Source organism: Luteimonas soli (assembly GCF_042648865.1).
GTDB classification, from domain to species: Bacteria; Pseudomonadota; Gammaproteobacteria; order Xanthomonadales; family Xanthomonadaceae; genus Luteimonas; species Luteimonas soli.
Genome location: NZ_JBHRYA010000007.1, coordinates 495,965 through 508,225, shown reverse-complemented (window position 1 = coordinate 508,225; position 12,261 = coordinate 495,965). Strand labels below are relative to the sequence as shown.

General features: G+C 69.1%; 12 protein-coding genes. 2 read left to right on the top strand and 10 right to left on the bottom strand.

Annotation, left to right across the window (positions count from 1 at the left end):
* Positions 1–69: 69 nt before the first annotated feature.
* The 7 genes from ACFONC_RS09680 to rhlB form a co-directional block, all read right to left on the bottom strand.
* The gene (locus ACFONC_RS09680; protein ID WP_386743560.1) at positions 70–480 is read right to left on the bottom strand and encodes a DUF3037 domain-containing protein; all 411 of its coding nucleotides are present in this window, start codon (positions 478–480) and stop codon (positions 70–72) included.
* Positions 461–1,234: a HipA family kinase gene (locus tag ACFONC_RS09675; RefSeq protein ID WP_386743558.1), complete on the bottom strand. Its 774-nt coding sequence runs from the start codon at positions 1,232–1,234 to the stop codon at positions 461–463. Before ACFONC_RS09675 ends, ACFONC_RS09680 begins: the two co-directional genes overlap by 20 nt.
* Positions 1,231–1,941, bottom strand: a complete 711-nt coding sequence (ung, locus tag ACFONC_RS09670; protein ID WP_386743556.1) for a uracil-DNA glycosylase — start codon at positions 1,939–1,941, stop codon at positions 1,231–1,233. Before ung ends, ACFONC_RS09675 begins: the two co-directional genes overlap by 4 nt.
* A gap of 211 nt (positions 1,942–2,152) precedes the next feature.
* Positions 2,153–3,010, bottom strand: coding sequence for a response regulator (locus tag ACFONC_RS09665; protein WP_386743554.1), 858 nt, complete (start codon positions 3,008–3,010; stop codon positions 2,153–2,155).
* Positions 3,007–3,936: a permease-like cell division protein FtsX gene (gene ftsX, locus ACFONC_RS09660; protein WP_386743552.1), complete on the bottom strand. Its 930-nt coding sequence runs from the start codon at positions 3,934–3,936 to the stop codon at positions 3,007–3,009. Before ftsX ends, ACFONC_RS09665 begins: the two co-directional genes overlap by 4 nt.
* Positions 3,929–4,618, bottom strand: coding sequence for a cell division ATP-binding protein FtsE (gene ftsE / locus ACFONC_RS09655; protein WP_386743550.1), 690 nt, complete (start codon positions 4,616–4,618; stop codon positions 3,929–3,931). Before ftsE ends, ftsX begins: the two co-directional genes overlap by 8 nt.
* A 198-nt stretch (positions 4,619–4,816) precedes the next feature.
* Positions 4,817–6,553, bottom strand: a complete 1,737-nt coding sequence (gene rhlB, locus ACFONC_RS09650) for an ATP-dependent RNA helicase RhlB (RefSeq protein WP_386743548.1) — start codon at positions 6,551–6,553, stop codon at positions 4,817–4,819.
* 225 nt (positions 6,554–6,778) lie between these two features.
* Between rhlB and trxA the strand changes: the two genes are divergently transcribed.
* Together trxA and rho are read left to right on the top strand one after the other, a co-directional pair.
* Entirely contained in the window at positions 6,779–7,105 is a 327-nt protein-coding gene (gene trxA, locus ACFONC_RS09645; RefSeq protein WP_386743546.1) for a thioredoxin TrxA, read from the top strand.
* A 250-nt stretch (positions 7,106–7,355) separates the two neighbouring features.
* Positions 7,356–9,038 carry a transcription termination factor Rho gene (rho, locus tag ACFONC_RS09640; RefSeq protein WP_386743544.1) on the top strand — a complete coding sequence of 561 codons (1,683 nt, stop codon included), beginning with the start codon at positions 7,356–7,358 and terminating at the stop codon, positions 9,036–9,038.
* A gap of 72 nt (positions 9,039–9,110) precedes the next feature.
* On the opposite strand, the gene ACFONC_RS09635 is transcribed toward rho, so the two are convergent.
* The 3 genes from ACFONC_RS09635 to ACFONC_RS09625 form a co-directional block, all read right to left on the bottom strand.
* Entirely contained in the window at positions 9,111–9,968 is an 858-nt protein-coding gene (locus tag ACFONC_RS09635) for a protein tonB (RefSeq protein WP_386743542.1), read from the bottom strand.
* A 110-nt stretch (positions 9,969–10,078) separates the two neighbouring features.
* Positions 10,079–11,305, bottom strand: coding sequence for a hypothetical protein (locus tag ACFONC_RS09630; RefSeq protein ID WP_386743540.1), 1,227 nt, complete (start codon positions 11,303–11,305; stop codon positions 10,079–10,081).
* Positions 11,306–11,433: 128 nt separating this feature from the next.
* Complete coding sequence (locus tag ACFONC_RS09625) at positions 11,434–12,246, bottom strand: hypothetical protein (RefSeq protein ID WP_386743539.1); 813 nt, start codon at positions 12,244–12,246, stop codon at positions 11,434–11,436.
* Positions 12,247–12,261 lie beyond the last annotated feature (15 nt).

Here is a 12,261-nt window from a genome sequence, read left to right as displayed (position 1 = left end):
GGCGTTGGCGGGAGCGTTCAGGCTGGGATTCGGGATTCGGGAAGAGCGTGCGGTGCCCGCTCCTTGTTGTCATCCCGGATCCCGAATCCCGGCTCGGCCCACCCGCACCATGCGCTGCAGCAACCCCTCGAGGATCGACGCGGGATCATCACTGCGCCCGGTATGCACCGGCGAGACCTGGATGATCGAGCTGCGCCGCGCGGTCAGCCAGTGGAAGCGCGCACGCGGCGGCAGGGCGCCGATCGGGCCGCTGCCGGGGCCGCCGCGGCAGATCGTGGCAATCGCGTCCAGGTGCGCACGCAGGGCGTCGAGGTCGACATGCGGGTCGAGCGCGCGCACGCGCGCCGGGTCGAGTTCGATGCCCGCTTCGAGCAGGCCCGTCGACTGGCACGACACGATCACGCCGACGTTGACGAACTCCTCGCGCTCGACCCGCGGCACCGCGCGGATCACCGCGTAGTCATAGATGGCCGTGGGCACGGATCGCCTCCTCGACGAATGCGTCGCGCTGGCGCAGCCGCGCGCGGAGATGGTCGGCATAGGCCTGCCGGTACGCGGCCGCGTCGGCGAACATCGGTTCGCCGGCCAGCCAGGCGTCGGGCACCTGCGCGACGATGCGTTCGATGTCGTCGTCGCCGATGCGCGCGGCGAGTGCCGCGTCGGCTTCGCGCAGCCGCGCGGCCAGCGGCAGCAGCACGTGGTCGGCGATGCGCGCGAACGGCGACGCGGCGGCGTTCCCCGCGCTCGCCCAGTCGTGGTGGAAGTACAGCGCCGCGCCGTGGTCGATCAGGTGCAGCCTGCGGTGCCACAGCAGCAGGTTGGTGTTGCGCGCGGTGCGGTCGACGTTGGCGACCAGGGCGTCGAACCAGACGATCGACGATGCCAGCAGCGCATCGGGCTGCTCGACCAGCGGATCGAAGTTGATCGCGCCGGGCAGGTAGTCGAGCGCGACGTTGGTGCCGCCGCTGGCGCGGATCAGGTCCTGGATCTCGGGGTCCGGCTCGGTGCGCGCCAGGTCGGGGTCGAGTTCGACCAGCACGATCTCCGGGATCGGCAGGCCGAGCAGGCGCGCCAGTTCTCCGGCGATGACTTCCGCGACCAGCGCCTTGGCGCCCTGCCCCGCGCCGCGGAACTTCATCACGTACATGCCGTCGTCGTCGGCCTCGATCACCGCCGGCAGCGAACCGCCCTCGCGCAGCGGGGTGACGTAGCGGGTGGCGGTGACCGTCCTCATGTGGCTTCTTCGAGCTGCGCGCGCGGCGGCAGCGACCAGTCGATCGGCGCCTGGCCGCTGCGCGCGAGGTACGCGTTGGCCGCAGAGAAATGCCCACAGCCGAGGAAGCCGCGGTGCGCCGACAGCGGCGAGGGATGCGTGGTTTTCAGCACGCGGTGCCGGCGCGGGTCGATCACGGCGCCCTTCTTCTGCGCGTAGCTGCCCCAGAGCAGGAACACCAGGCCCTCGCGCTCGCGGTTCAGGGTTTCGACGACGTGATCGGTGAAACCCTCCCAGCCCTTGCCCTGGTGCGAGCCGGCGCGGCCTTCCTCGACGGTGAGCACGGAGTTGAGCAGCAGCACGCCCTGCCGCGCCCACGGCATCAGGTAGCCGTGGTCGGGCCGTTCGATGCCGAGGTCGCGCCGGATTTCCTTGAACATGTTGTCCAGCGACGGCGGCACCGGCACGCCCGGCCGCACCGAGAAGCACAGCCCGTGCGCCTGGCCGGCGCCGTGGTACGGGTCCTGGCCCAGGACGACGACCTTCACCGCGTCGAACGGCGTGGCGTCGAAGGCGGCGAAGATCTGCCGCGCCGGCGGGAAGATCCGCGCGCCGGCGGCGTGGCGCTCGCGCAGGAAGCCCGACAGCGCCTGCATGTCATCGCGCTGCAGGTAGTCGCCGATGCGCGACTTCCAGGATGGCTCGAGCTTGATGCGGTCACCGGGCATCAGGATCCCCGCATGCATCCTTGCAGGAACGACTTCAGCCGCGAGCTTTTGCCTTGGCCCCTCCCCCTGCGAAGGCAGGGGGAGGTTGGGAGGGGGTTGCCACGGTTCGGGCTGATCCCAAAGGCACCCCTCCCCAACCCTCCCTCGCAGGTGAGGGAGCCAAAGCTCGCGGCCGGAGCCGCTTCCACGAGGAATGGGGAGCACGGGCGCACTACTTCGTTCCCCGTCCGTGCAATCCCGCCAGCCGCAGCTGGAACAGCGCCTTGGTCACCAGCAGCCGCTCCTCGATCGGCTTGAGCACCAGGTCGTTGGCGCCCTCGCGCAGCAGGACCGACTGGTTGTCGGGATTGGCGTCGCCGGTCATCACCAGCACCGGCAAGCGGCGCTTGCCGTAGCCGAACTCGTTGCGGATCGCGCGCAGCAGGTCGTGTCCGTCCAGCTCGCCCTTCAGGTACACGTCGGTCAACACCAGGTCGACGCCGGGGGCATCGTCGCTTGCCGCCTGCGCGCGCAGGAACTCAAGCGCGTCCTCGACGCTGGGCACGTGCGTGACCCGCATCTGCTGGGCCTGGAGCATGCGGGTGGTAGCAATCGCCACCGTGCGGCTGTCCTCGACGTAGAGCACGTGCGCGTCGGGGATCGGCGCCGGCTGCACGTAGCCGCGGATGAACGCGGCCAGCGCCTGGTGGCCGTGGGACTTGTCGAAGTAGTCGGTGACGTCGTCGGTGAAGCTGCGCGACTCCAGGCGCGACTGCGCATCGCCGGAGACCACGATCACCGGCACGTAGCGCTGCGCCGCGGCCTCGCGCACCGCCTTCGCCAGCTGCATGCCGTCGCCGTCGGGCAGCACCAGCGCGGTGGTGACCAGGTCGACCTCCGCCTCCCGCAGCGCCTCGCCGGCCTCGGCCAGCCCACTGCAGCCGACGACCTCGACGTTGGGCAGCTCCTTGTGCAGCACGTCGCCGATCAGCCTGCGCACCAGCTTCGAGCCGTCGACCACCATCACCCGCGGCGCGTCGCTGGCCACGTGGCGCAGGTCGTGCCTGCGCTTGTCGCCGGCCTCGCTCATGTCTGCGTCGGGCGCGTCTGGCGCAAGTAGTGGCCGGTGACGAATCCCGCGCCGAGCCAGCCGAGCACGACCGCGCCGGCCAGCACCGCCAGCGCGACCTGCGGAGTGAACCCGGTGAGCTCGAAGCTGCTGCCGTAGCTGGCAGCCAGCTGCGCCAGCGGTTCGCGCAGCGCATGGCCGGCGGCTGCCAGCAGGCCCAGCGCGATCACGCCGGCGCCGATGCCGTACCACGCACCGAGGTACAGGAACGGCCGGCGGATGAAACCGTCGGTGGCGCCGAGCAGCTGCAGCACGCCGATCTCCTCGCGCCGCGACTGGATGTCCAGGCGCACCGTGTTGCCCACCACCAGCAGCGCGCCCAGGCCGAGCAGGAAGGCCAGCACCCACGCCACGCGGCTGCCGAAGCGCAGCCAGCCGTCCAGGCGCTCGCGCCACTGGGTGTCGTGCTGCACCAGCTCGGCCTCGGGCAGTTGCTCCAGGCCCGCGGCGAGCATCATCTCGTCGCCGGCGGGGGTCACGACCAGCACGTAGGGCAGCGGGTTGTCGCCGGCCGCGTCGATGGCGGTGGCCGGCACGCCCTTGTCGCGCAGCGACTGCAGGCCCTGCTCGGGCGTCAGCAGCTGCACGTCGCCGACGTTGCGGCGGTCGCGCAGCTCTTCGGCCAGTGCGGTGGCACGGTCGCCGGCCACGTCCTGCTTGAGGAACACGCTGATCTCGCGCGACTGCTGCACGCTGCCGGAGAACCGTTCCACGTTGCCCAGCACCAGCCACAGCCCCAGCGGCAGCGCCAGCGCCACGGCCATCACGCCGACGGTCAGCGCGGTCGCCCACGGCTTGCGCAGCACGCGGCCGAGGCTGGCGACGAAGCTGTAGACGTGGTGGTCGAACCAGGTGCCGATGCGCGAGTTGCCGCCCTTGCTACTCATCGGCCAGGTCCTCCGGCGAGATGTCGTCGGCAAGCACGCCGTGGTCGAGCACCAGCACGCGTTTTTTCATGCGCTTGACCAGGCCCAGGTCGTGGCTGGCGATCAGCACGCTGGTGCCGCGCTCGGGCAGCGAGGCGAACAGCGCCATGATCTCGGCCGACAGGGTGGGGTCGAGGTTGCCGGTCGGCTCGTCGGCCACCAGCAGGCGCGGCTCGCTGACCACCGCGCGGGCGATGCCGATGCGCTGCTGCTCGCCGGCCGACAGTTGCGTGGGCAACGCGCGCTCGCGTTCGCCCAGGCCCAGCTGCTCGAGCACGCTGCGCACGCGCCTGCCGATCTCGCCGCGGCGCATGCCGCGCAGGATCAGCGGCAGGGCGATGTTGTCGAACACGCTGCGGTCGGTGAGCAGGCGGTGGTCCTGGAACACCACGCCCACGTCGCGCCGGTGCAGCGCGACGCGGCGGCCGCGCACCTTCATCAGGTTGCGCTCGGCGAACAGCACCGCGCCGCGGCTGGGCCGCTCGGACAGGTGGATCAGCTTGAGCAGGGTGCTCTTGCCGGCGCCCGAATGGCCGGTGACGAACAGCATCTCGCCCGCCTCGACATCGAAACTCACGTCCGACAGCGCGACGTGGCCGCCCGGATACTGCTTGCTGACGTTGTCGAAGCGCAGGACGCTCATGGGGCCGGGATTCGGGAGTCGGGATCGGGGATTCGGAAAGGCTAAAGCTTCCCGGGCCGATCTGCCATCGTCATCCGGACTTTGCGATTCAGCTGCGCCAACAACTCGCAATCGACACAGGGCTTTACCGGAAAACGGGTCACCTTCCGGCTTTTTCGATTCCCCATTCCCGATTCCCGATTCCCGGCATCAACGCCCTCAGTGCTGCGTATGCGGCGCCCGCGTCACCAGCTTCTTCAGCCCGCGGCCGATGCGCGAGATCAGCGAGGACTGCTTGTCCTGCGACGCGGAAGCCGCGGGGAGCGGCTGCTTGTTCGCACCACGGGCCGGCTTGGCCTGGACGTGGCGCGGGCCGGCGGGCTTGGCCGGCGCGGCCTGCTGGCGCTCGGCGCCTGCGGCCTGCTGGACCGCCTCGCCACCGTCGACGCGACGACCGCCGCGACGGCGACGGCGCTTGCGCGGCGGCTTGGCCTCGCCTTGCGGCGCGCCGTTCACGGTTTCCGCGGCTGCGGTCGCCGCGACAGGCTTGCGCGCGGCGTCACTGCCTTCCGCGGCCGGGCGCGCGGGACGCGGCGGCCTCGGGCCGCGCTCGCGCCGGCCTTCACCGGAGCCGGTGCGTCCGCCGCTGCGGCCGCGCGGCTTGACGCCGCGACGCGCATCCTCGGCGGCACGCTGCTCGCGCGCTTCGCGGAAGATCTCGCTGACGCTCTCGCCTTCGGCCGCTTCCCGCTCCACGCCTTCGCGCGGCTTGCGCGGCATCGCGACCAGCAGGTCCTCGGTGACCGGTTCGGACGGGATCTTCTGGTCGATGTAGGCCTCGATGTCCGGCAGGCCCATCGCGTAGCGCTCGCAGGCGAAGCTGATCGCGTCGCCCTCGGCGCCCAGGCGCGCGGTGCGGCCGATGCGGTGCACGTAGTCCTCGGCGTCGAACGGCAGGTCGTAGTTGTAGACGTACTGCACGCCGTCGATGTGCAGGCCGCGCGCGGCGACGTCGGTGGCGACCAGGATCTCGAGCTGGCCAGCCTGGAACTTCTTCAGCAGCGTCTCGCGCTTCTTCTGCGGCACGTCGCCGCTCAATACGCCGACCCGGTAGCCGGCGCGCTCCAAGGCGCGCGCAACGCGCTCGACGAAGGCCTTGGTGTTGACGAAAATCATCGTCCGCGCGCCTTCGCTGCGCGACAGCAGGCCCAGCAGCAGCGGCAGTTTTTCCTCGTCCGCCGGGTAGTACAGCTTCTGGCGCACGCGCGCGGCGGTGATCGTCTCGGTCTCGACGACGATCTTCTCCGGCTCGTTCATGTGCTCGTAGGCGAGCTCCAGCACGCGGTGGCTGAGCGTGGCCGAGAACAGCAATGTCTGGCGCTCGGTGCGCGCGGGCATGCGCCGCAGCAGGAAGCGGATGTCCTTGATGAAGCCCAGGTCGAACATGCGGTCGGCCTCGTCCAGCACGCACACCTCGCAGGCGTGCAGCGAGACCACCTTGTGCTGCTTGACGTAGTCGATCAGGCGGCCGGGCGTGGCGATGATGACGTCGACGCCTTCCTGCAGCAGCTGGCGCTGCTTGTCGTAGTCGACGCCGCCGTAGACCAGGGCGAACCTCAGGCCCAGCTCGGAACCGAACTTCACCGCGTCCTTGTGGATCTGGATCGCAAGCTCGCGGGTCGGCGCCAGGATCAGCGCGCGCGGGTCCTCGGGCTTGCGCTCGGCCAGTGCCGGGCTGGCCAGCAGCCGGTTCATCACCGTGACCAGGAAGGCCAGGGTCTTGCCGGTGCCGGTCTGGGCCTGGCCGGCGACGTCGCGCCCGGCCAGGGTGATCGGCAGGGTCAGCGCCTGGATCGGGGTGCAGCGGGTGAATCCGGCCGATTCGAGCCCGGCCAGCAGCGCCGGTTGCAGCTCGAAGGAGGAGAAGGTGATGTCGGTAAGGGGCTTGTCGCTCATGCGTCAGATCAGGTCCGCGCGGCAATGCGCGCTTGCGTGGGATGCGGTGGCCGAGCAGACTGCCGGCACCGGAAGGGAGTGCGGTCGCGGCCCGGATCGGTCCCCTTGCGGGCCCTGGGCGTGTCCTTGAATCGACCGCGAATCGCCCCAGTTTAACAGTTAACCGGCGCCGCCATGGCCCCGCCGGGCACCCGAACAGCAGATTTGGTCCATCAGGAGAATTTCGTGAGCGAGAAGGTCATCCATGCCACCGACGCCGACTTCGACAGCACCGTCCTGCAGTCATCCGAACCGGTCCTGGTCGATTTCTGGGCCGAGTGGTGCGGCCCCTGCAAGATGATCGCGCCGGCCCTGGATGAACTGGCCGAGGCCTACGACGGCAAGGTCAGGATCGCCAAGGTGAACGTGGACGAGAACCGCAACACGGCGATGAAGTACCACGTGCGCTCGATCCCGATGCTGCTGCTGTTCAAGGACGGCCAGGTCCAGGCCACGCAGATCGGCGCCGTGGGCAAGGCGCAGCTGGCGCAGATGATCGACAAGGCGCTCTGACGCGCCATCCAGGCACCCCGGCGTGGGCGACCACGCCGCTGCCTCGGGCTGCGCGAACCGGCCGCGGCCTTGGGCACCGCCGCCAACGCGCAACCCGGACCGCTTGCCGCGGCCCCCGGTGCAGTGCTAGTTTCTATCCGACCCGGCGTGATTGCTGCCTGCTCCAGGCCCGCCGCACCCTTCTGAAGACCCCACTCTACCCATCCCGCCCGCGCTCCGCGGGCGCTCGCAGCTAGCGAGGAATTCGCACTTGTCCGACAACACCCCCGATTCCGGCGATACCGCCGAGAAGCGCGTGCGCAAGCCGCGCGCGACCAAGGCCGCCAAGGCCCCCGCCACGCCTGACGCTGCCGCCGCGCCGGCAGCGCCGACACCACCGCCCCCCGCTCCGCCGCCGGCACCGGCCGCCGAAGCGCCGCCTCCGGCGCCCGCGGCCACCGAATCCGGCGGCGGCCAGCCGCAGTCGCAGTCGCAGGACGGCGGCGAGCCGCGCCAGCAGCAACACGGCGGCGGCAACCAGAACAACAACCGCCGCGAGCGCTTCCGCAATCGTCGCGACCGCAACCGCGACCGCGACCGCGGCAACCGCGACGACGGCCTGCCGCGCGACGACAACGGCAACGACCAGGGCCAGCGCCTGCCGCCGCCCAGCATCCCCGAAGGCTTCCCGCAGTATTCGCTCGGCGACCTCAAGCGCATGCCGGCGCACAAGCTGCTCGACATCGCCGAACAACTGGGCATCTCCGACGCCGTCGCCCGCGCCCGCAAGCAGGACGTGATCTTCGCCCTGCTCAAGGTGCTCACCCGCACCAGCGAGGGCGTGCAGGCCGATGGCGTGCTGGAAATCCTGCCCGACGGCTTCGGCTTCCTGCGCGCGGCCGAGGCGAGCTACCTCGCCGGCCCGGACGACACCTACATCTCGCCCAGCCAGATCCGCCGCTTCAACCTGCGCACCGGCGACCACCTGTCCGGCCGCATCCGCTGGCCCAAGGACGGCGAGCGCTACTTCGCGCTGAACGTGGTCGACACCATCAACGGCGAGCCGCTGGAAGCATCGAAGAACAAGGTGCTGTTCGAGAACCTGACGCCGCTGTTCCCGCGCAGGCGCTTCAAGCTCGAGCGCGGCGACGGCTCATCCGAGGACATCGCCGGCCGCATCCTCGACCTGATGGCGCCGCAGGGCAAGGGCCAGCGCGCGCTGATCGTGTCGCCGCCCAAGGCGGGCAAGACGATCATGATGCAGCAGATCGCCACCGCCATCACCACCAACCATCCCGACGTGCACATGATCGTGCTGCTCATCGACGAGCGGCCCGAGGAAGTCACCGAGATGCAGCGCACCGTGCGCGGCGAGGTCATCAGCTCGACCTTCGACGAGCCGGCCGCGCGCCACGTACAGGTGGCCGAGATGGTGATCGAGCGCGCCAAGCGCCTGGTCGAGCACAAGAAGGACGTGGTGATCCTGCTCGACTCGATCACCCGCCTGGCCCGCGCCTACAACAACGTCGTGCCGTCTTCCGGCAAGGTGCTCACCGGCGGCGTCGACGCCAACGCCATGCACCGCCCGAAGCGCTTCTTCGGCGCCGCGCGCAACGTCGAGGAAGGCGGTTCGCTGACCATCATCGCCACCGCGCTGGTCGACACCGGTAGCGCGATGGACAAGGTGATCTACGAGGAGTTCAAGGGCACCGGCAACAGCGAAATCCACCTCGACCGCCGCATCACCGAAAAGCGCGTCTACCCGGCGATCAACGTCAACCAGTCCGGCACCCGCCGCGAGGACCTGCTGATCGAACCGGAGCTGCTGCAGAAGATCTGGATCCTGCGCAAGCTGCTGCACCCGATGGACGAGATCGCGGCGATGGAATTCCTGCTCGACAAGATGAAGAGCACGAAGTCGAATGATGAGTTTTTCGCTTCGATGAAGCGCTGAGCTCGAGGAGCCATCGCTCCTGCATGAAACAGGAAGCCCCGCGATGCGGGGCTTCTTCATCCGTCTCCCGACTCAGCCATCCTGCAGCGGCGTCAGCAGCTTCAGGCCACCGCCGACCGGATGCAGGCCGCTGCCGGCGATCGCATCCGGGCTCACGCCGTCCTGCGCCCATGCCGCGGCCGCGCGCGGGCCGGGCAGGTAGGCCTCCCATTGGCCGTATGCCACCGGCTTGTCGTCGTAAAGCGTGAACTCGACCGGCACGCGCACCGCCCAGTGCTCGTCGTCCACGGACTCGCCGCTCGTCGGCGGGTGGAAGGTCCATTTCCAGGCGGCCTCGGTCGCGGCCTTGCTCAGTTGCTCGCGAATCTTCGCCATCTGGTCCTCGGTACCGAGCGAGGTGAGGTTGACCTGTTCGACGAACAGGTCCGCGACCCGACCCTCGCGGTCGATCTGCAGCACCAGGTACACGATGCCCTTGCCGCCGATCCTTGCCATGGCCACCGGGTAGCTCGGCGGATCGAGGCGATCGCGCGTGACGTAGTCGGTGGCTTCGTCGCTATACCCGCCGAAACTGACGCCGGTGATCGAGAGCTGGAAGCTGTCCTCGCCCACCGGCGAACCCACCATGCGCAGGCTCATCGGGCTGCGCACCGGCACCGCCTGGCCGTCGCGCAGCGTGGGCTCGAACCGCCACGCGGGCACGCGGCGATCGAGAATGGCCGCTACGTAATCCGGCACCTTCTCGCGATCGTCCAGCACGTAGCCGCTCACCGAACCGTCGGGCTCGATGTCGATGGTCCCGGTCAGCAACATGCTGACTTCGACCTGGTTGCGTACCGATTCCGGTGCCATCCTCCTGATCCCGGCTGTGGCCGTGGCGACCAGCCCCAGCAGCGACACGACGAGCAGCATGCGGCATGCGTTCTTCATTGCCTTGATCTCCCTGGTCTGTCGGCGGCAGCCGCCACGCGCACCGCGGAACGGGTGCCTGTCGCCGACGACGCGACTCTAGCAAATCCGCTGCAGCCATCCCCCGTGGCCTACAGCATGAACCGTCCGCTGAAGATGCCCCACACGAAGAACTGGGACACCAGGATCCACGCCACCAGCCGGATGCGATCCGCGCGGTCGCTGCCGGTCGTGCGCAGCGCCATCCACAGGGCGAAGGGAATGATCGAGTACCGGTTCTCGATCAGCCATGACGAGGCCAGGTAGAGGATCGAGAACGGATAGACCAGCCAGGCCTGCCTGACCGAGAACCTGACGAACGCGATGCTGCACGCCGACAGCGCGACCACCACGGCAAATGCCCACCGTTCCCAGCCGCCGTGACGGACGGTCTGGATGATCCAGTTGCGGATGAAGTAGTCGGTGAACTGGGTGTTGTCGTAGCTGCCCTTGAGCTTCGCGAACGCGATGATGACGACCGGGACCAGCAGCCACCACGGATTCCGGCGCAGCGCAGTAGCGAAGCGCTTTGCGCCCATCCACACATCCTGCGGAAAGAACACGAAGAACAGGAACAGCGAGAAATGGATGTTGCCCACGTGCAGCCTGAGGTCCGGGTGCCCGGCGGCCACCTGCTTGGACAGGGAAATCGTCCCGTTCCATGCCCAGTAGGCCAGGAACGCGGCCACCGGCAGCAAGTACGGCCAGACGACGCGCGCGCATTCCCCGGCGCAGCGCCACGGGCGCCAGTTCGCTTCCCGGAGCGTCGGCCACAGGGCGAACAACGGCATGAAGCCCGCCCACAGCACGTTGTTCTGGCGCACCGCGATCGCGAGCAGCAGCGCCAGCGCCGCCAGCACGTGCCGGCGTTCCAGCGTCGCCAGCATCGCGCCCAGGACGAACGCCAGCGACAGCACGTCGGTGTAGGCCAGGAAGTAATACGGATACAGGAACGGCAAGAAGAACAGCAGCGCCGCCGACCGGACGGCGCTCGCGTCCCCGAGCTTCCTCCTGATGCGCCAGAACACCAGCGCCGCCACGATGCCGAAGGACAGTCCGATCGCCCGCATGCCGACGACCGAATCGATCGCAAGCAGCTTCAGCACGCCAGCCACTGCCAGATGGAAGCCGGGGATGGTGGTCAGCATGGGATGTGCATCGAACCGCCCCTGCAGCAACCACTGGATCTGCGGAACATGCACGCTTTCGTCGGCCACGAGCCGGGTCGCCGATTGCGCGAACAGCAGCGCGAGCAGGCAGATCGCGCCTGACACCGCGATCAGCGCTGCGTTTTTCCTGGCTGGCGTTGAAAAGCCCATGGGAATGTCCTTGTCTCGTGCCTGATTGCCACGGGTTCGACTCGCCAAGCCCTTGTAGGTGCGGCTTCAGCCGCTCCTGCAAGATCGAAGAAGCCCCGCGTTGCGGGGCCTTTACGTCCGTTCGGGGCTCAGCCCTGCTTGAGCGGCGTCAGCAGCCTCGGCCCGATGCCGAGCGTTTGCAGTTCGCCGCCGGCAAGGGCGTCGCCGCCGGTCATGTCGTCGTCGCCATGCAGCCACGGCGCGCGCACGCGCTGCCCCGGCAGGTAGGCGTCCCACTCGCCGTACGCCACCTGCTTGTCGCCCACGTATGCGAAATCGACCGGCACCCGGGCCAACCAGAATTCATCGTCGGCCAGCTCGCCCGTGCTCGGCGCGTTGAAGGTCCATCCGCGCGCCGCCTCCAGCGCCGCCTCGGCGAGCCGCAACCGGATGCGTCGCATCCTCGTCTCGCTGCTGGCATAGGCGGTGAGATTCACCTGCTCGACCGCCACGTCCTCGACCATGCCCTGCCGGCCAATCTTCAGGATGAGGTAAACGATGCCTTTCCCACCCATCCGGACGATCTCCTCCGGGAACACGGGCGGATTCATTTCCCGTACCGAAACGGAATCGGTCGGCCTGGCCGCGCTCTTCCGGCCGAAGCCCGCGCTCGCGATGTAGATCGCGAACTTTCCGCCCTGCAACGGTTCCGCCACCATGCGCAGGCTCATCTTCACGCGTTCCGAAACCGGCTTGCCGTCGACCAGCACCGGCTCGAAGCGCCACTCCGGCACCATCCCGGCAATGTTGGCCAGCACGTGGTCGGGCACCTTGTCTTCGTTGTCGATGCTGTAGCCGCGGACACTGCCGTCGGCTTCGATTTCGATCGTTCCGGTCAGCAGCATGCTGGCCTCGGTCTGCGCCTGCACGTGCTTCGGGGCGGCGATGGCGACAGCGGCCATCGCCAGCAGCAGCGT

Coding starts and splice junctions, on each gene's coding strand:
- ACFONC_RS09675 (WP_386743558.1), bottom strand. CDS start 1,234: ATGAGGACGGTCACCGCCACCCGCTACGTCACCCCGCTGCGCGAGGGC.
- ung (WP_386743556.1), bottom strand. CDS start 1,941: ATGCCCGGTGACCGCATCAAGCTCGAGCCATCCTGGAAGTCGCGCATC.
- ACFONC_RS09665 (WP_386743554.1), bottom strand. CDS start 3,010: ATGAGCGAGGCCGGCGACAAGCGCAGGCACGACCTGCGCCACGTGGCC.
- ftsX (WP_386743552.1), bottom strand. CDS start 3,936: ATGAGTAGCAAGGGCGGCAACTCGCGCATCGGCACCTGGTTCGACCAC.
- ftsE (WP_386743550.1), bottom strand. CDS start 4,618: ATGAGCGTCCTGCGCTTCGACAACGTCAGCAAGCAGTATCCGGGCGGC.
- rhlB (WP_386743548.1), bottom strand. CDS start 6,553: ATGAGCGACAAGCCCCTTACCGACATCACCTTCTCCTCCTTCGAGCTG.
- ACFONC_RS09635 (WP_386743542.1), bottom strand. CDS start 9,968: ATGAAGAACGCATGCCGCATGCTGCTCGTCGTGTCGCTGCTGGGGCTG.
- ACFONC_RS09630 (WP_386743540.1), bottom strand. CDS start 11,305: ATGGGCTTTTCAACGCCAGCCAGGAAAAACGCAGCGCTGATCGCGGTG.
- ACFONC_RS09625 (WP_386743539.1), bottom strand. CDS start 12,246: ATGGCCGCTGTCGCCATCGCCGCCCCGAAGCACGTGCAGGCGCAGACC.